The following is a 16,714-nucleotide window of genomic DNA, read 5'->3' as shown; positions in this document are numbered from 1 at the left end:
TCCATAATAAAGCCCGTCCCGGTGTGTCATCACACATCGGGACGGGCTTGTTTGTACTCTTACGTTTCATCGACGGCACGCTGAATGGCATTGAAGGGATTCTTGTCATCTGAATCAATGGTATAGACTACTTTTCCATCCTGCCACATCACTTCCGTACCGGGATGCTCCTTGAATCCGTTGATGGTGATGACTCCCCTGTCATGCGGAGCAGGAAGAGCGTGGTCTTCAAGATAGGCAACGACCTCTTTGGCCATATCAAGGCCTCCATCATAGCCGTCAATGGCATATTGCCCGTCAGTTGGGAAATCGACCCTGATCAGCCAATTTCCTTCATTCCATGAAACATATTCATGTCCTGCTGCTCCTTCTTGGAGGGCTTTGAGTCCATGCCCCAAATCGGTATTGGTTTGTTCCACTGTTGAATAATCTTTGATGGACTCTGCTGCTTTTTCAGCTGTTTCATACTTTTCCTCTTCAACATTCAGTTGATTTTCACCTTCCTGTTTCCCTGTCGCCTGCTCTTCTTTGTCTTCACTACGATCATTCATTTCATCTTCATCGGATACTGAAGTCCCTTGCGTCTCTTCCATTTCATCAGGCTTCATGTCATCGGTCTGGTCGGTTTGTTTCTGGGAGGTAACCTTTTGATCCTTGTCATCTGAAGCACTACTGTCCTGGCTGCACGCCGACAACGTAAGGAATCCCGTCAACAAAAACGCCGCTCCGGCATAATATCCTTTCATAGAGTTGCACCACCTTTTGTTGAATATATAGATTCTTTTCCCTTCTCTTTCTCCATAAAACATGGATACAAAAAGAGCCACCCGAAACGGTCCGCATTCTGCGCCCCGTTTGGGAATGGCTCTTATGAATCATCCTGGCCTTTCGTTTGCTCGCGGTGGATCCTGTTCCACTCCTTGATCTGCTCCACCATCTCTTTCATATCCGCTTTCCCTTCCGGATAAAGGGAGTTCCAATGCTTGACGAGAGCGGGCATATTCTTCGCAATGAAGGAATATAGCGCATAGCGTGTGACCATTTCTTTCTTTTCAGATGTGCTCTCACCAAGGAGCAGCTCCGTGTATTTTTCAATCAAGGCATCAAACTGATCGTCGAATTCACTCATGGTTCAACTCTCCTTTCTGGTCCTGTCTTGAAGGGGACAGGTTATACATTTACCGGTGGCTCCGTCTAGACGATATGAAAAACAGCAGGTTTTTCTGACTCTGATCATTTCCCCGTCAACCGGGGATTTCTCCCTGAAAAAGCGGTTAAGGGGGTTTTTCCTGCAGGTGCCGAACCAGTGGGCGTTTTCTTCAGACAGGATCATACGGAAATCTTCTTCCCTGTCAGATTCATTCCCTTCCCCCATGAAAAAATCGTCTGTTTCATAGACCCAGTAGATATAGACGGCAACATTTTCCCAAAGAATCATCTCTGGCACGTTGAATGTGGAGTTCACAGCTTGGATGATCGGAACAATGGTATTTTGGAAGAGGTTTTGGAGATATGTCCTTTTCTCTTCATTAGAATGGAAAGCCTCCATCCCCACATTTTTCATATGCACACGGGGAAGCCATAGTCCACTCTTCATATGATCGACAAGGATCATATTCTCTGGGTTCACGTCCATCTTACGATTCCAGCAGGTCATCGCCATGAGTGCCATGGCAGCGGTGAAGGCGTATCGTTTCATAAAGATCGATGCGGCTGCCATACAATCTTCCGTTCCGATCATATGGAGCCTGCTTGAGATGTACAGGTCCAATTCGGCAGGATCGAGTAAAGATGCCACATCGGTACCGTCTTCATCATCGTGCACCGTGAAACGATATTTCTCGAGTAAGCTCCATTGGTCCCTGCCGAGACCCGCTTCTGTCATCCCGTGACACCGACAGGTTTGAGGATGCAGCGCCCCTTCCCGAACGGAATGCAGAGCGGTGTACCAAATAATGGATCACTGGAAACCTGACAGTCCATCCCGAATACGTGCTTCACCAATTCACAGCTGATGACTTCTTCCGGTTTTCCTTGGGCGTAGACTTCCCGGTCGCGGATGGCCACGATATTGTGAGCATACCGGCATGCAAGGTTGATATCATGAAGGACCATGACGATCGTGCGGCCCTCCCTTTCATTCAACTCAAACAGGAGATCCAGGATTTCGATCTGATGGGTCATATCAAGATAGGTTGTCGGCTCATCCAGAAGAATAATATCTGTATCCTGGGCGAGAGTCAGGGCAATCCATGCGCGCTGACGCTGACCGCCGGAGAGTTCATCCACTTTACGATCGCGGAATTCCTCCATTCCCGTCGCACGAAGCGCATCTTCAACGATTTCTTCATCCTTTCGGGACCACTGCTTAAGCCATGACTGATGAGGATATCTTCCCTGCTTCACAAGCTGAAGCACCGTCAACCCTTCAGGTGATACCGGCGTCTGGGGGAGGATGGCCATTTTCCGAGCAACTTCCTTCGTCGACAAACGGGAAATGGATTCGCCATCAAGGAGGACAGATCCCTCCTTCGGCTTCATTAACCGGGCGATGGAGCGCAGGAGCGTCGATTTTCCGCATCCATTTCCTCCGATGAACACCGTGATTTCACCCTTGGGGATATCGAGGTCCATCTGATCGATGATCGTTCTTTCTCCATATGCCAATGTTAGATCCTTCGTTTGAAGACACTTGCTCATTCTGGCCAACTCCTTTAAGAATGTCTTGTTTTAAATAATAGATAGATGAAGTAAGGTGCTCCGATTGCGGCGGTAAACACGCCCGCCGGCACTTCCAGGGGAAGGAAGAGTGTCCTTCCGATCAGGTCTGCGAGCAACACAAGCAGTCCGCCGATCAAAGCCGCCACGGGTAGAAGTGCACCAAATGATGACCCTACAAGGCGACGCGCCATATGAGGGGCCATCAATCCAACAAATCCGATCCCACCTGCGAAAGCGACCGCGCCCCCGACCAATGCCGTAGACATGAGGAGGAGGATGAATCTTTGCCGCTGAACGTTGGCTCCTGCGCTTGTCGCCACCTCCTCACCAAGCTCCTGAATGTTCAGCTGCCGGGTGATCATGAAGCTCAGGAGGATGAAGATGATGCTCCACGGAAGCAAGATCCATACGTCCTGCCAGTCTGATCCGTTCACGGTGCCGGTGATCCATATGTTCGCCTGACTTGCCCGGTAGATCGGCCCCATGACCATCAGGAGCGTCGTACAGGCCTGGGTAAGGGCGGAGATCCCGATTCCGATAAGAACGAGCCTTACGGGTGAAACGCCCTTCTTCCATGCCAGGAAATAGACGAGGAAAGCGATGATCGCCGCACCGATGAAAGCTGCCACCGGGAGCCACTTGATGCTGACCATCAATGTATTATCCTTGTTGCTGAAAATCGTCAAAAATGCGACAACGGCTGCCCCGGCCCCCCCTGTCACCCCGATGATATCGGGAGAGGCAAGGGGGTTGCGGATCATGCCTTGGAGGATACCACCTGCAACGGCAAGGGCCATCCCTGCCAGAAGCGCGATGAGGATCCTCGGAAGCCTGAAGGATGTGACCACTAGCTGATCGATGCTTGATCCTCCGCCGAAGAAGACGGAAACCACCTTCCACGGTGCGATCTGCATATCACCGATGCCGGTACTGATGATCACGGCGAGCATTGTGAGTACCGCCAGCAGAACGATTTTCTTTAAAGCCGATGTATCCATAAGAACGGATACCCGCTCTTTCAACCATCTTTTCCCTGTGAACCGACTCATTGCTCAGTACCCCCTCCTGGCCACATACACAAAGAATGGTGCCCCGATGACGGCCGTCATCACGCCGACAGGCACTTCCTGTGGCATGATGATGTAACGGGCCCCGATGTCTGCCGCCAATAGTAGGATCGCCCCAAGCAGACCTGAGTATGGGATGAGCCAGCGGTGATCCACCCCAATGATCTTCCGGGCGATATGGGGGATCACGATTCCGATGAATCCGATCGGCCCTGCCACCGCCACGGATCCACCTGCCAAAAGCACCACGGCGACGAGGGAGATCACCTTCAGGATATTCGTCTTTACGCCAAGTCCTTTGGCGACGTCTTCCCCCATGGCAAGTATATTCATCTTACCCGCTATCATGAGGGAAAGGATCCATCCCGCCAGAATATAAGGAAACACCCCGGCAAGGATCGCAAGGCTCCTTCCCTGGACCGAACCGGCCAGCCAGAACAATACCTGTTCGAGTGCCGCTTCGTTCAGAGCAAGAAGTCCTTGGGTAAAGGATGAAAACATCGCGGTGATGGCAGCGCCTGCAAGCGTGAGCTTCATGGGCGTCAATCCGTTGGAGCCGGATGCTCCTCCGATGATGAAGACACCGACAGCCGCGATAGCAGCACCCAGGAATGAAAGCCATGCAAAAGATTGAAGGCTCGTGACGCCGAACAGCGTCACGGCCATGACGACCATGAATCCCCCTCCCGCGTTGATCCCGAAGATTCCGGGTGAAGCAAGTGGATTCTTCGTCAAGGTTTGCATAAGCACCCCTGAAATGGCCAGGGAAGCCCCGACTGCCGCAGCAATGAGCGCACGGGGAAGCCGGATATTCTGGATCACAAGGTGTTCAGTCGACCCATCTGGTTCCATAAATGTATCGAACGCTGCCTTCCAGGACGTATCCGTGTAGCCGTACACGATGCTCAGTGCAATGAAAGCCACCAGCAAGACGACCGTCCCTGTGAATACAAGCAGCTGATTCTTTGGTTTCATCATCTGTTTCCCTTTCCATTAACCAGGACCCGGACGCAGATCCTATACCGGTCTTCACGCCCGCCCGTTCTCTTTTTATCTCTATCTATTTTAAAGAAGTTTGAAGGTTGCGTCAATGACTTTGAAAATCATTATCAATTAAGGATTGACAATGAAACCCTTCTCAATTATTATAAAATTTGTAATTGATAACGATTATCACTCAGGAGGATACGTACATATGAAATGGAAAAGTTTACTGACGCTATTATTCATTTCTTCCATACTCTTACTCGCTGCCTGCGGCAACAATGAAGAGAAGGAAGACTCTTCAGGAAGCAAGGAAGACAGCTATAAAGTCGAGCATGCCATGGGGACAGCAACCGTCAAAGGAACTCCGAAACGGGTCGTGATCTTGACGAATGAGGGAACTGAAGCCCTTCTCGCTCTTGGTGTGAAGCCGGTAGGAGCCGTTCAATCATGGACCGGTGACCCTTGGTATGATCATATCGCCGATGACATGAAGGATGTTGAAGTCGTCGGGACCGAAAGCGAACTGAATCTCGAAGCCATCGTCAAGCTCAAACCGGATCTCATCATCGGGAACAAGATGAGACAGGAAGAGCAATATAACCAATTGAAGGAGATCGCTCCGACCGTCATGGCCGAGACCCTGCGAGGCAACTGGAAAGAAAACTTCGAGCTATACTCTAAAGCTGTGAACAAAGAAGACGAGGGCAAGAAAGTCATCGCCGACTATGACCAGCGCGTGGAAGACATGAAGGGTGAGCTGGGCGACCAGTTGAAGAAAGAAGTATCCATGGTGCGCTTCATCTCTGGGGATGTCCGCATCTATCATAAGGACTCCTTCTCAGGTGTGATCCTCGACCAGCTTGGGTTCGCACGTCCTGAATCACAGGAAGTTGATGACCTTGCCGAGCAAGGTGTGACGAAGGAACGGATCCCTGCCATGGATGGGGACGTCCTCTTCTACTTCACTTACGAAACCGGAGACGGCGAAGCCAACAAACTGGCTGAAGATTGGCTGAACGACCCCCTCTTCAAAAACCTGAACGTCTCAAAAGAAGACCAGGTGTATGAAGTGAATGATGCCATCTGGAATACAGCAGGTGGCGTGCTTGCAGCGAACAAGATGTTGGATGATATCGAAAAGATCTTCCTCGAAAAACAATAAACCTGCGCGACCAAAAGGAAACCTCCTTTTGGTCGTTTTTTGTTCCACGCCCGATTCCCCTTATTCATTCATAATTCTTCTATATTCGGAAACACTACTCCCTAGACAAACATCGATATGAGGGATCAGCATGTTTCCATTTTTCAAATCTAAGAAAAAGAAAAACACCAATAAAAATGAAAAGAAACAAAGCTTTGAAACAGTGGCCAAGACCGCAGGGAAATCTGCGGACTTCAAGGAATCCCACTATAAGAACCCGTTCACAGGAGCTGAATTCAGTCTTTACTTCATCACCACCCTGATTGATCCGAAGATCCTTCAAGAGGATGTCCTGCCTTCATTATTATCAAAAGAATTCCATTCCATCGACGACCTGGTTACCCTTGTACCCATCCTCGACATACAGATTTCCCAAAAGGAAGAAGACATCGAGCAGAAGCTGTTTAACGGGTATACGCTCCTGAAGATGAAGAGTGGCCAATCCTTCGCATTCATTGCCACGAAAAATGAGTTGGGACGTGAAGTATCACAACCTGAAGTGGAATTCAGCGTCGTCGGCCCGAAGGAAGCATTCGTCGAGAACCTGAGCGATAACATCAATCTTGTCAGGAGGAAGCTCCCGATCAAGGAACTGGTAGTGGATGAAATGAACATCGGATCCATGACCCATACCCGGGTGGCCCTAGTCTATCTGGACGGACTTGCCGATAAAGCCAACGTCGAGATTGTGAAGAATCGTCTTCAGGCCATCGATTTCGATCAGATCATGGACAGCTCCTTTATCGAGCAGATCATTGCAGACAATAATTACTCCCCCTTCCCCCAGCTGCTGGATTCGGAACGTCCCGACCGGGTGGCCTCGGTCCTCGCTGAAGGGAAGATCGGGATCATGGTCGACGGGTCTCCCCATGTGCTGATTGGACCGACCACCCTGGTGGAATTCTTCTCGGCATATGAGGACTACTTCCTCAATTTTTCCATTGCATCATTCTTCAGGCTTGTCCGTGTTTTTGCCGTAGCGTTCTCTGTCTTGATCACCCCGGTTTACGTTGCTGCCCTGACCTATCATTATGAGCTGATTCCGAAGGACTTGACAGCAACCCTGGTCACATCTCGTCAGGAAGTACCGCTGCCTCCGATCCTGGAAGCACTCTTCCTTGAATTGACGATCGAGCTGCTTCGCGAGGCCGGCGCACGCCTTCCAACGAAGGTCGGTCAGACGATCGGTATCGTCGGCGGTATCGTCATCGGGACCGCATCGGTGGAAGCGGGTATCACGAGTAACGTCCTCCTGATCCTCGTCGCACTTGCTGCCCTGGCATCCTTCACGACGCCTGTTTACCGGATGAGCAATACGATCCGGATCCTGAGATTCCCGTTTTTATTATTTGCACAGCTGTGGGGGATGCTCGGTATTGTATTCTGCTTCTGTATCCTGATGGGTCATCTCTTGCAGTTGACTTCACTCGGGAGACCGATCCTGGAGCCCATTTATCCACCGAGACTGAAGGATTTGAAGGACTCACTGATCAGACTCCCGTTCAGTTCACAGACTCAGCGCCCCCAGTTTTTACGGACTCAAAATCCATTCCGGTTCAGTGAAACGGAAGGAAGCAAAAAGAAAAAGGACATTGATGAGTGAGTTGAGGAGGTGAGACCCATGCAACCGGTACCAGAGAATCGTAAAGTTTCCCCTAGCCTTGCCTTTTTCCTTGTCCATTCCATTCAGGTGGGGGCGGGGGTTTTAGGATTCCAGCGCATCATTTCCATCCATGCCGGGTATGATGGCTGGATCTCTGTCATCCTCGCAGGGGCCCTCACCCATATCATCATGTTCATGATGTATAAGATGCTATCAACGGTGAAAGGAGATCTGGTTTCCATTCACACCTATGTGTTCGGAAAGTGGATCGGGAATTTCTTCTCCTTTCTCTATGCCCTGTATTTCGGACTTCTTGTCATCACCATCATCCGCTCCTATGTCGAGGTCGTACAGGTATGGATGTATCCTCGTCTAAGCACGTTTATATTCTCTTTATTCTTCCTTTTGCTGACTTACTATATCGTGAACGGGGGAGTCCGGACCATCGCAGGAGTTGCCTATCTCGGGACCTTGCTCCCGAGCTACCTGGTCCTGACCTTCGTCTTCACCTTCAAGTATGCGGATTTCCGCAATATACTTCCTGTGTTTGATCACAGTGTCATGGAAATCCTTCTCTCTACGAGGGATATGTCCCTTACCTATCTTGGATACGAAGCCATCCTCATGCTCTATCCATTCATAAAAGATCCGGAGAAATCCCAAAAGTATGCACAGTGGGGGCTTTTCGCCACGAGTACCATCTATACATTGATCGCCATCATCTCATTTGGCTTTTTCGCTCCAGATCAGCTGGATAAGACCATCTGGGCCACCCTTTCCATGTGGAAGATCGTCGAAATGCCCTTTGTAGAGCGTTTCGAATATATCGGAATTGCAAACTGGTGTCTCATCATACTGCCGAACGTATGCATCACTGTCTGGTGCTCAAGCAGGGTGCTCAAACGGATGACCCCCATGAAACACCGACACACACTGTTGCTGATTTCCGTCCTGTGCCTTGCCGGTCTGACGTTTATCGACAAGCGCGACCAGATTAACCTGTTGAACACGATTTCGGGGAAATCCGGGTTTTACTTTAACTTCATCTATATTCCCCTCTTGTTCGCATTGGTGTTTATCATGAAGAAGGTGAAAAAACAATGAGGTCCATCATGTTATTGATTACATTCACTTGCTTACTGTTGTCCGGGTGCGTCGAGAAGGAGATCCTGGATGATCTGTACCTGGAAACGGGTAAAGCCTACGATTATGTTTCTCAAAATCGTATCAGGGGAACTGCTGTCTTTCCGATTTATTTACCGGATAAGACCATTAAAAATGGATTTCTTTCAGAAGAAGCCTCTTCTACACGGGAAGTTATAGAAAAGATCGAGCGCAGAGCACAACAGCCCCTTGTCCGGGGTTCTCTGGATGTCGTGCTGATAGGAGAGGAGCTTGGGGAAAAAGGCATCATCGATATAGCAGACTCCCTCCAACGGGATGCAAGCGTCGGTGCTCGCGTCTTTTTGATTATAACCGAAGGAGATGCAGGGGACGTACTTACCGGAAACTATGGAAACCGAGGAAATGGGATATATATATACAATCTCATACAGCATAACATTTCCAAACGGGAGCTTCCTGAAACGAATCTCCACTTGTTTCTTTACGATTATTATCAACAGGGGCAGTCTTCCTATCTGCCTATTCTCAAAAAAACATCGGACGAAAGCATCGCCATTTCGGGAATCGCCCTGCTGAGCTACGATAAAGTCGTGGCCAAGATACCCGATGAAGATATGTTCTTCTTCAAGATCATGGTCGACAGGATCGCCGAGGGCAGTCATGTGATCAAGATGGGGAAAAACCCCAATAAACCAGAGAAAAATATTGAAGCTTCCGTCACCAGCCTTCACTCCAAACAAAAAATCCGCATAGACCGAAAGGCCGATCCTGTGAAGGTGGACGTAGAGATCAGCATCAGGGGCATCATCAAAGAATATACAGGAGATACCCTCGGTGCCAAGCAAATGGCGGCAGTCGAGAACCGGATGAAGGCAGATATCGAGAAAAAATGCAACACCATGATCAAATCATTCCAGGAACTTGGTATCGATCCACTGGGAATAGGACAGTATCAAAAGCACGGGGTCCGCGGGTTCGATCTCAAAGAATGGAAAAAAGATATCTATCCCAAAGCCGACATCAAGGTGAAAGCCAAGGTCAAAATCCTTGAAGCCGGTACCGTCGAGTAGAAGCGATTTACAATCTCTCATTATCCGGTATAATAAATGGGCATAAGGGGGTAATACATCATGCAATCCATTAAAAACGAAGAAACCTTTTATGAATTCATCAACTCTGGTGATCCGGTCATCGTGAAATTTCATGCGGACTGGTGCCCTGACTGCCGCCGGATGGATATGTTCATTGACGACATCATGGCTGAATACAATCAGTTCAAATGGTACGATGTGAATAAGGACGAGCTTCCGGCTCTTGCTGAAAAGTACGACGTCATGGGCATTCCAAGTCTGCTCGTATACAAGGATGGCGAAAAGATTGCGCATCTTCACAGTGCGAATGCCAAATCGCCAGAGCAGGTAACCGAATTCCTCAGCAGCTTATAAAAGCTCAACAGCCGACCAGGCCCATGCGGATCTGGTCGGTTTTTTTGTCCTCAGGACCTGAATAGGTTTTCTTTGTGGGGAAATCCTACTTAAGAATCTGAATAGATAAAGGAGGGTTTGATATGACCAGATCACCGAATAATGGGAGCCAGAATCAGAATTCACCGAAGCGTGGAACAACTGAATTCGCTAAAGAAATCACAAGTGGCGATAACAGCAAGGGAAATAAACATAATAAAGACCAGCAGAACAAAACAAATAAAGACCAATAACCTTACGGAAAAGACCGCACCCACTACCTTGGATGCGGTCTTTCAATGGATCTCAACCATCATTGTCTGATTAAGGGAAGGGTACAGCATCTAAAAGATCCACCAGATTTGATGATTTCGGACAGATCCACTTCCTGTACGGTAAACCCTTCCGCTGCAATGCGGCGGTTCAACTCTTTATTCTGGGTCAGGCTGATGATCTTGCCGTCCCCGATGGAAAGGACGTTGGGTCCCATCCTGAATTGCTCTTCTTCGGAAACCGTTATGACGTTGTAATGCTGCTTGATTTCTTCATAATCGGACTCAGCGAAGGCAGGTGGATAAACAAGGGCCCACTCACTTGAAATGATCGTGAACACGCAGTCAAGATGAAGGATCCCTTCTTTCAAGGGTAGCGTATGGACCTTGAGATCCGACAGCTGATTCCTCAAATGTTGAGCAGCAAGATCATTGGTACGTCCGCTGATCCCCACCCAGACGCGCTCACCATCTACAAGGACGTCCCCTCCCTCAATTGAGTGACGCAGCTCATGATAAGGGATATCCTCCTCGTCGAGCCATTTTTTCAGGGTGATCACTTCATTCTGGCGAATCTCCGTGTTCATGGCAGAAACAAAGAATTGGTTATGGATCGAGATCCCGATATCCCTTGTGAACACCTGCTCGTTCAGTTCCTTTGAAGGATCGAGATGGATGACCTCGGAGCCGTGGCTTTCGAGGACCCTGACGAACTCCCTGTGCTGGCTTACAGCTTTATCCGTATCGATATTTTCTTTCAGGAAATGCTTCTGGGTTTCATTGATGATTTCTTCTATGTGCATGTACTGTGGTGAAACGACCACCACTTTTTTTAATGGATCATATTCATTCGGGCAATGGATGGAATCCCCCATCACCGGGAAATGTAAACTCATAGTGACACCCCTTCAGTAAAGATTCTCTCTGCCTGAACCTTTTCCCTTTTAGTATGAATCCAAAACGTCGAATTAAACCATTGGATCCTTTCACACAGCATACCTCAATGGACCTTCCACATAAAGGAGTTCAGCAGGGTGTCTGACAAAGCGTTCCTTACTGCACCAAGCGATCACGATCTTTCCAGAATGCATTCCGGATCACGACCTTCTGGATCTTACCCGATGCGGTCTTTGGCAGCTCATCCGTGAAGGTGATCCCCTTTGGCGCCTTGAAATGAGCCATCCTATCCCGGCAAAAGGCAATCAGTTCATCTTCCGTGACCTCCGCCCCTTCCCTCACCACGACCACTGCATGAGGCACTTCTCCCCATCGTTCATGGGGGACGGCGACGACCGCTGCTTCCACGATAGCGGGATGTTCATAAAGCATCCCCTCCACTTCAATGGAAGAGATGTTTTCCCCGCCACTGATGATGACGTCTTTCTTACGGTCAACAATATCAATGTACCCGTCAGCATCGACCGTCGCCATATCTCCCGTGTGAAGCCACCCATCCCGTATCGCTGCCGAGGTGGCATCCGGATTCTTGAAGTACCCTTCCATCACCGTGTTGGTCCGGGTGACAATCTCTCCTGTCGTCTCCCCGTCACGCGGAACCTCCTTTCCCCGTTCATCCACGACCTTCACGCGGGAGCCGATCATGGCATAACCGGCTTTCGCCTTCAACCGGTATTGGTCCTCCAGTTCGATTTCCTTTCCTGCTGATCGGATCACTGATGTGGTGATAAGGGGAGCGATTTCGGTCATTCCGTATACTTGGACAAACTCCCAGCCAAGGCCCTCTTCCACTTTCCTGACAAAGGCAGGCGGCGGGGCAGATCCAGCAATGATAACCCTTACATTTTGTTGATGCATAGCTTCTTGGTTTGCTTCAAACTCATCAAATATCATATTGAGTACAGTCGGTGCCATATGCATGACTGTTACATTGTGTTCATGAAGGAGCTGTAAGATCTTCTTAGGATCCACCTTCCTCAACATTACCTGTGTGGCACCGTTTGCCGTATAGTAAAAAGGTGAGCCCCACCCGTTCACATGGAACATGGGGAGGACATGGAGAAGCGTATCCCTGTCGGATACACGTAAATGGTGCATGGCAGACATGGCATGCAGGTAGTTGGTACGGTGCGTCAACAGGACGCCTTTCGGCTCGCCCGTGGTTCCGCTCGTGTACAGGAGGGAGGCAATATCCGTCTCTTCAAGCGGCTCCCGATTGAAAGGGTCCCCTCCGAAAGAAGCAATCCATTCTTCATAATTGGCATGCTTCCCGCTATAATCTCCATGGACCACTACTTTCTCCAGTGCGGGCACTCCATCAAGGATCGGCTCGACGAGATGTAGGAGCTCGTGATCAACAAGAAGCACCTTGCTTTCACTGTGAGTGAGGATGAACCGGTATTCTTCCGGTTTCAGACGGGTATTGAGCGGGGTCATGATACCACCGACACTGAATACGCCGTAAAATCCTTCAAGCATTTCCACCGAGTTCGGAGCAAGGTAAGCTACCTTATCCCCCTTCTCCACACCGGCATTCTTCAATCCCCGGGCCAGACGGTTCACCCGACGATTCATATCACTGTAAGTAAACTTCCTCTCCCCGTCAATGACCGCGACCTTATCACCGTACAATTCAACGGCCCTGTCCAAAAAATCTGTTAAAACCAATGGTACATGCATGAACTCCACCCCTTATTTTGTCCTTGATTCAGTTATAAGGGAATTTATGTGAATTTTCAATCATTTCGTTTTATAAAAGGACATCCTGTGTCCCCCTTTTTCTAAAGGCGGTCGGTTACATCCGATTCTCCTTGCAAAAAAAAACGGAGGCATTATTGCCTCCGTCCACATTATCGACTTCTTCTTTGCTCTGTGCTCCTCTTCCGTTCCCCGCCGCGGCGTGAAGAACCAGACCCTTGGGATTTACCGGCCCTCGGTCTTTCCTTCGAGCGGTTCCCCCTGTTGCGGTCACGGCTTTCGCGGATGTTCTTTTCCCTGCGATCTTTGGTGGACTCTCCGCCCGACACCTTTGGAGTCGGCTGAGATAACGCTACTTCCACGACCCTGCGCGGGAGATTCAATCCCAGCCCTTTTTCAATCGTCTGGAGATCCTGTTTATCCTTAAGCGCCACGAATGTGATGGCAAGGCCGTCTTTCCCTGCCCTTCCCGTACGACCGATCCGGTGGATGTAGCTTTCAACATCCTGGGGAATATCGTAATTGAACACATGGGTGACGCCATCGATATCAAGACCGCGGGCGGCTACGTCGGTTGCGATCAGGTACTGGAGCTTCACTTCCCTGAAGCGTTTCATTACGCCTTCACGTTTTGCCTGTGAAAGGTCACCGTGGAGTTCGTCCACGAGGAAGCCACGTGCCTTGAGCTCTCCGTAAAGCTTTGATACCCTTCTTTTCGTCCTGCAGAAGATGATGCCAAGGAATGGCTGCTCTTCTTTGATCACCTTAGAGAGGGCATCGAGCTTTTTCCTGTCTGTCGTCTCGACGACTTCCTGACGGATTTCTTCGACGATCCGCTCCTTAGTCCTGATCTCCACATTGCTTGGGGACTTCATGTAGCGCTTCCCGATTTTGCGGATATCCTTGGACATGGTTGCCGAGAATAAAGCCGTCTGTCTTGTGAATGGCGTCTCCCTGATGATGGATTCCACTTCATCAAAGAATCCGATATGAAGCATCTGATCTGCTTCATCGAGTACAAGGAAGGAGACATCGATGAATTCGATTGTTCCCCTCCGAACGTGATCAAGGATCCGCCCAGGAGTCCCGATCACCACATGGATGGCTTTATTCTTCAGCCTGTGAATCTGCTTTTCAACATCCTGACCACCATATACAGCGAGGACATTGATGTCTTCCTCGGTTGCAGCAAGAAGCTGTTGCAGCTCTGCCGTCACCTGGATGGCCAATTCGCGCGTCGGAGTCACGATCAGTGATTGGATCGTATCCTTATTGCTATCTATGGAATGAAGCATCGGAAGCAGGAAGGCCAAGGTCTTCCCTGTCCCCGTCTGAGCTTGCCCGATGACGTCCTTCCCTGCCATGAGCAAGGGGATCGTCTCTTTCTGGATCGGGGTCGGCTCCGTGATGGACTGCCCTTCCAATGCCTGGATATACTGTTGATCAATGCCTAACTCTTTAAACTCATTCATACTGTCACCTCTTGGTCCATTATACATGGAACGAACCAAGATACATAGGCTCTATGCTATAATGGGACAATCGAAAACAGAAATGAGGATGAAACATGCTGACGTTTGAACAAAAATGCACGATCATAGAAGGGTTCGAGGAGCTGACCCGCAAGGACGTATCCCTCGGCCGGGTGAACTATCACTTTGAAGACAGCCTGTACGAGAAAACGACCGTCGTCTACCACCTTCACCCGAACGGGAACGCCTTCGTCTATACAGGCAATCTTCCGGGTTATTCGCCAAATGCCAAAGGACTCGTGAATGTAAGGGACTTTGATGAAGAGCAATTACGCACAATCATCACAGATTCAATCTCCTTCCTGAGTACGGAAGAAGAAATACTTCCGCCTGAAGAACAGACCTGGATCGACGCAGAGGGACACACCCTCTTGCTCACGGAAGAAGATGACCGCTGGACTATTTATTCTGGAGAAAATCTCGAAGATAGTTTCGGCGGATATGAAGACGCTGCCCATTATCTCCGGGAAGAAGGCTTCAAGCGCCGGAAGTGAGAAAAGAAAGTGACACCTCCCAAAGTGTGTTGACATACTAAATATACTATCGCCTATTTCACAAAAGGAGTGACTTCGATTGAAGATTTTGACGTTGCTAGGTAGTACGAGAAAAAATGGGAATTCAGAAACCCTTGCCCGTAAAGCAGTGGAAGGGACCGATCACACCATCGTCACCCTGGCAGACCTTACCATTGAAGCCATCACCGACCTCAGGCACACGCCTGAAGGATTCTCACCGGTGGATGATGATTACGAAAAACTCGTCACCCTCATGGAAGAGCATGATGTCCTATTATTCGCCACCCCTCTGTATTGGTACGGAATGAGCGGACCGATGAAGGACTTCTTCGATCGCTGGAGCCAGTATCTTCGCGATGACCGTTTCAACCTGAAGGAAGAACTGAAGAAAAAGAAAGCCTACGTCATCATCACAGGCGGTACCAGCGCCAAAGTGAAGGGGCTCCCCCTTGTACAGCAGTTCAATTACATTTGCGAATTCGTAAACATGGAATTTGTCGACTATATCATAGGTGCCGGTGTCAAACCGGGCGAAATCCTGAATGATGAAGCATCCCTTCTTAAAGCAGCACGCTGGAATGAAGCATTCAAGTAACCGATATAAACACCATCTCAAAAAGCCAGGCATGGTCAATGCCTGGCTTTTTACGTTGTGCTCCACGTTTACAAAAGAATAAGCCATGGGAACCCGGTTATACTACTACTAATTCAGTTGAAGAGGTGGAGACAGCATGGACTTTCCGACGATTCATACGAATTTCTGGGATGCCGTCACGGCCATTCCCATCATCATCGTCCTGACCCAGTTGATCAAGATCACCATCAAACCGCGCCCATTCTGGGTACCGACGATTGCCATCATCTTCGGACTTCTTCTCTCGATATTCGTCAGCCACAAAGGTCATCTTGCCACCGGGATCTTCATGGGCTTCTTTTATGGCTATGCAGCCATCGGCAGCTTCGCTTCCATGAAGACGTCTTTCCTGACCTACAGGGGAACGAAGGAAACAGCCGAATGACCTTATCCCTGATGCCGCAGCTTCTTCAGGATTGTTGATAGTGTGCCATCTAGCTGCATCAATTCTTCAGGGTTCATATCCAGATTCTCAAGAAGGCGGGTCGGCACGCATTCAGCTTTTTCCCTCATGTTTTCCCCATCCTGTGTCAGGGTAATACATACACTACGTTCATCTTCAACAGAACGCCGGCGTTCCACAAGCCCGTTTGCCTCCATCCTCTTCAGCATCGGAGTCAGCGTACCGGAATCAAGGAAAAGATGTTTTCCAAGCTCCTTGACAGTCACCGTCCCCTTCTCCCAAAGGACGAGCATGGCCAGATACTGTGGATATGTGAGGCCGATCTCATCCAGAAGTTCTCTATATAATTTCGTAATCTCCCGCTCGGCAGAGTAAATCTTAAAACAGATTTGATTCTCAAGAAGCAATAATTCCTTCATTGATTTCATGTCCTTTCTTATTAAACTAACTACCGATATCATACAGAATAAAAATGAAATCATCAAATTTAATTGCACAAAATTAAATTGTTGACAATTGAAACGAACAGATGTAAT

19 protein-coding genes are annotated in these 16,714 nt (G+C 49.1%); 9 read left to right on the top strand and 10 right to left on the bottom strand.

Going from position 1 to position 16,714, the window contains the following annotated elements:
* Positions 1-59 precede the first annotated feature (59 nt).
* The 6 genes from AF331_RS17125 to AF331_RS17100 all read right to left on the bottom strand — a co-directional run bounded on the left by AF331_RS17125 (position 60) and on the right by AF331_RS17100 (position 4,763).
* Positions 60-746 carry a hypothetical protein gene (locus AF331_RS17125; protein WP_053429280.1) on the bottom strand — a complete coding sequence of 229 codons (687 nt, stop codon included), beginning with the start codon at positions 744-746 and terminating at the stop codon, positions 60-62.
* 122 nt (positions 747-868) lie between these two features.
* Entirely contained in the window at positions 869-1,129 is a 261-nt protein-coding gene (locus AF331_RS17120) for a DUF2573 family protein (RefSeq protein WP_048007073.1), read from the bottom strand.
* A 3-nt stretch (positions 1,130-1,132) separates the two neighbouring features.
* Positions 1,133-1,885: a siderophore-iron reductase FhuF gene (fhuF, locus tag AF331_RS17115; RefSeq protein ID WP_053429279.1), complete on the bottom strand. Its 753-nt coding sequence runs from the start codon at positions 1,883-1,885 to the stop codon at positions 1,133-1,135.
* Positions 1,882-2,700 (bottom strand): ABC transporter ATP-binding protein, encoded by an 819-nt coding sequence (locus AF331_RS17110; protein WP_053429278.1) that lies wholly within the window; start codon positions 2,698-2,700, stop codon positions 1,882-1,884. The genes fhuF and AF331_RS17110 overlap by 4 nt, the downstream gene beginning before the upstream one ends.
* A 14-nt stretch (positions 2,701-2,714) precedes the next feature.
* Positions 2,715-3,770 (bottom strand): FecCD family ABC transporter permease, encoded by a 1,056-nt coding sequence (locus AF331_RS17105; RefSeq protein ID WP_053429277.1) that lies wholly within the window; start codon positions 3,768-3,770, stop codon positions 2,715-2,717.
* A gap of 3 nt (positions 3,771-3,773) precedes the next feature.
* Entirely contained in the window at positions 3,774-4,763 is a 990-nt protein-coding gene (locus AF331_RS17100) for a FecCD family ABC transporter permease (protein WP_053429276.1), read from the bottom strand.
* A 220-nt stretch (positions 4,764-4,983) separates the two neighbouring features.
* Here AF331_RS17100 and AF331_RS17095 point away from each other — a divergent pair, with 220 nt between their 5' ends.
* From AF331_RS17095 to AF331_RS22775, 6 genes are all read left to right on the top strand, one after another.
* Positions 4,984-5,937 carry an ABC transporter substrate-binding protein gene (locus AF331_RS17095; RefSeq protein WP_053429275.1) on the top strand — a complete coding sequence of 318 codons (954 nt, stop codon included), beginning with the start codon at positions 4,984-4,986 and terminating at the stop codon, positions 5,935-5,937.
* Between the two features lie 130 nt (positions 5,938-6,067).
* Positions 6,068-7,579 (top strand): spore germination protein, encoded by a 1,512-nt coding sequence (locus tag AF331_RS17090; RefSeq protein ID WP_053429274.1) that lies wholly within the window; start codon positions 6,068-6,070, stop codon positions 7,577-7,579.
* Between the two features lie 18 nt (positions 7,580-7,597).
* Positions 7,598-8,683 carry a GerAB/ArcD/ProY family transporter gene (locus tag AF331_RS17085; protein WP_053429273.1) on the top strand — a complete coding sequence of 362 codons (1,086 nt, stop codon included), beginning with the start codon at positions 7,598-7,600 and terminating at the stop codon, positions 8,681-8,683.
* Between the two features lie 8 nt (positions 8,684-8,691).
* On the top strand, positions 8,692-9,774 hold the full coding sequence (locus tag AF331_RS17080) for a Ger(x)C family spore germination protein (protein ID WP_160316581.1): 1,083 nt from the start codon (positions 8,692-8,694) through the stop codon (positions 9,772-9,774).
* 60 nt (positions 9,775-9,834) lie between these two features.
* Positions 9,835-10,149 carry a thioredoxin family protein gene (locus tag AF331_RS17075; protein ID WP_048013305.1) on the top strand — a complete coding sequence of 105 codons (315 nt, stop codon included), beginning with the start codon at positions 9,835-9,837 and terminating at the stop codon, positions 10,147-10,149.
* A 122-nt stretch (positions 10,150-10,271) separates the two neighbouring features.
* Positions 10,272-10,421 (top strand): hypothetical protein, encoded by a 150-nt coding sequence (locus tag AF331_RS22775; RefSeq protein ID WP_162838965.1) that lies wholly within the window; start codon positions 10,272-10,274, stop codon positions 10,419-10,421.
* A gap of 59 nt (positions 10,422-10,480) precedes the next feature.
* Here the strand turns inward: AF331_RS22775 and AF331_RS17070 are convergent, their stop codons facing one another.
* The 3 genes from AF331_RS17070 to AF331_RS17060 form a co-directional block, all read right to left on the bottom strand.
* Positions 10,481-11,335: a dimethylarginine dimethylaminohydrolase family protein gene (locus AF331_RS17070; RefSeq protein ID WP_082347022.1), complete on the bottom strand. Its 855-nt coding sequence runs from the start codon at positions 11,333-11,335 to the stop codon at positions 10,481-10,483.
* 157 nt (positions 11,336-11,492) lie between these two features.
* Complete coding sequence (locus tag AF331_RS17065; RefSeq protein WP_053429271.1) at positions 11,493-13,076, bottom strand: long-chain-fatty-acid--CoA ligase; 1,584 nt, start codon at positions 13,074-13,076, stop codon at positions 11,493-11,495.
* 170 nt (positions 13,077-13,246) lie between these two features.
* A complete protein-coding gene (locus tag AF331_RS17060) occupies positions 13,247-14,566 on the bottom strand; it encodes a DEAD/DEAH box helicase (protein WP_053429270.1) in 1,320 nt (439 codons plus the stop codon).
* 95 nt (positions 14,567-14,661) lie between these two features.
* Here AF331_RS17060 and AF331_RS17055 point away from each other — a divergent pair, with 95 nt between their 5' ends.
* The 3 genes from AF331_RS17055 to AF331_RS17045 all read left to right on the top strand — a co-directional run bounded on the left by AF331_RS17055 (position 14,662) and on the right by AF331_RS17045 (position 16,160).
* Entirely contained in the window at positions 14,662-15,120 is a 459-nt protein-coding gene (locus AF331_RS17055) for a hypothetical protein (RefSeq protein WP_053429269.1), read from the top strand.
* A 79-nt stretch (positions 15,121-15,199) separates the two neighbouring features.
* Positions 15,200-15,736: a flavodoxin family protein gene (locus AF331_RS17050; RefSeq protein ID WP_048007086.1), complete on the top strand. Its 537-nt coding sequence runs from the start codon at positions 15,200-15,202 to the stop codon at positions 15,734-15,736.
* Between the two features lie 136 nt (positions 15,737-15,872).
* Positions 15,873-16,160, top strand: a complete 288-nt coding sequence (locus AF331_RS17045; RefSeq protein ID WP_053429268.1) for a hypothetical protein — start codon at positions 15,873-15,875, stop codon at positions 16,158-16,160.
* Between the two features lie 2 nt (positions 16,161-16,162).
* Here AF331_RS17045 and AF331_RS17040 read toward each other — a convergent pair whose 3' ends face one another.
* The gene (locus tag AF331_RS17040) at positions 16,163-16,597 is read right to left on the bottom strand and encodes a MarR family winged helix-turn-helix transcriptional regulator (RefSeq protein ID WP_327205426.1); all 435 of its coding nucleotides are present in this window, start codon (positions 16,595-16,597) and stop codon (positions 16,163-16,165) included.
* Positions 16,598-16,714: the final 117 nt, after the last annotated feature.

It is taken from the genome of Rossellomorea marisflavi (assembly GCF_001274775.1).
GTDB lineage: Bacteria > Bacillota > Bacilli > Bacillales > Bacillaceae_B > Rossellomorea > Rossellomorea marisflavi.
Note: the sequence above shows the minus strand (reverse complement) of the source record. Positions and strands in the feature narration are given on the sequence as shown.

Bases quoted from the DNA above. Each gene is read 5' to 3' on its own strand.
- AF331_RS17125 (WP_053429280.1), bottom strand. From the start codon at position 746: ATGAAAGGATATTATGCCGGAGCGGCGTTTTTGTTGACGGGATTCCTT.
- AF331_RS17120 (WP_048007073.1), bottom strand. From the start codon at position 1,129: ATGAGTGAATTCGACGATCAGTTTGATGCCTTGATTGAAAAATACACG.
- fhuF (WP_053429279.1), bottom strand. From the start codon at position 1,885: ATGACAGAAGCGGGTCTCGGCAGGGACCAATGGAGCTTACTCGAGAAA.
- AF331_RS17110 (WP_053429278.1), bottom strand. From the start codon at position 2,700: ATGAGCAAGTGTCTTCAAACGAAGGATCTAACATTGGCATATGGAGAA.
- AF331_RS17105 (WP_053429277.1), bottom strand. From the start codon at position 3,770: ATGAGTCGGTTCACAGGGAAAAGATGGTTGAAAGAGCGGGTATCCGTT.
- AF331_RS17100 (WP_053429276.1), bottom strand. From the start codon at position 4,763: ATGAAACCAAAGAATCAGCTGCTTGTATTCACAGGGACGGTCGTCTTG.
- AF331_RS17095 (WP_053429275.1), top strand. From the start codon at position 4,984: ATGAAATGGAAAAGTTTACTGACGCTATTATTCATTTCTTCCATACTC.
- AF331_RS17090 (WP_053429274.1), top strand. From the start codon at position 6,068: ATGTTTCCATTTTTCAAATCTAAGAAAAAGAAAAACACCAATAAAAAT.
- AF331_RS17085 (WP_053429273.1), top strand. From the start codon at position 7,598: ATGCAACCGGTACCAGAGAATCGTAAAGTTTCCCCTAGCCTTGCCTTT.
- AF331_RS17080 (WP_160316581.1), top strand. From the start codon at position 8,692: ATGTTATTGATTACATTCACTTGCTTACTGTTGTCCGGGTGCGTCGAG.
- AF331_RS17075 (WP_048013305.1), top strand. From the start codon at position 9,835: ATGCAATCCATTAAAAACGAAGAAACCTTTTATGAATTCATCAACTCT.
- AF331_RS22775 (WP_162838965.1), top strand. From the start codon at position 10,272: ATGACCAGATCACCGAATAATGGGAGCCAGAATCAGAATTCACCGAAG.
- AF331_RS17070 (WP_082347022.1), bottom strand. From the start codon at position 11,335: ATGAGTTTACATTTCCCGGTGATGGGGGATTCCATCCATTGCCCGAAT.
- AF331_RS17065 (WP_053429271.1), bottom strand. From the start codon at position 13,076: ATGCATGTACCATTGGTTTTAACAGATTTTTTGGACAGGGCCGTTGAA.
- AF331_RS17060 (WP_053429270.1), bottom strand. From the start codon at position 14,566: ATGAATGAGTTTAAAGAGTTAGGCATTGATCAACAGTATATCCAGGCA.
- AF331_RS17055 (WP_053429269.1), top strand. From the start codon at position 14,662: ATGCTGACGTTTGAACAAAAATGCACGATCATAGAAGGGTTCGAGGAG.
- AF331_RS17045 (WP_053429268.1), top strand. From the start codon at position 15,873: ATGGACTTTCCGACGATTCATACGAATTTCTGGGATGCCGTCACGGCC.
- AF331_RS17040 (WP_327205426.1), bottom strand. From the start codon at position 16,597: ATGAAGGAATTATTGCTTCTTGAGAATCAAATCTGTTTTAAGATTTAC.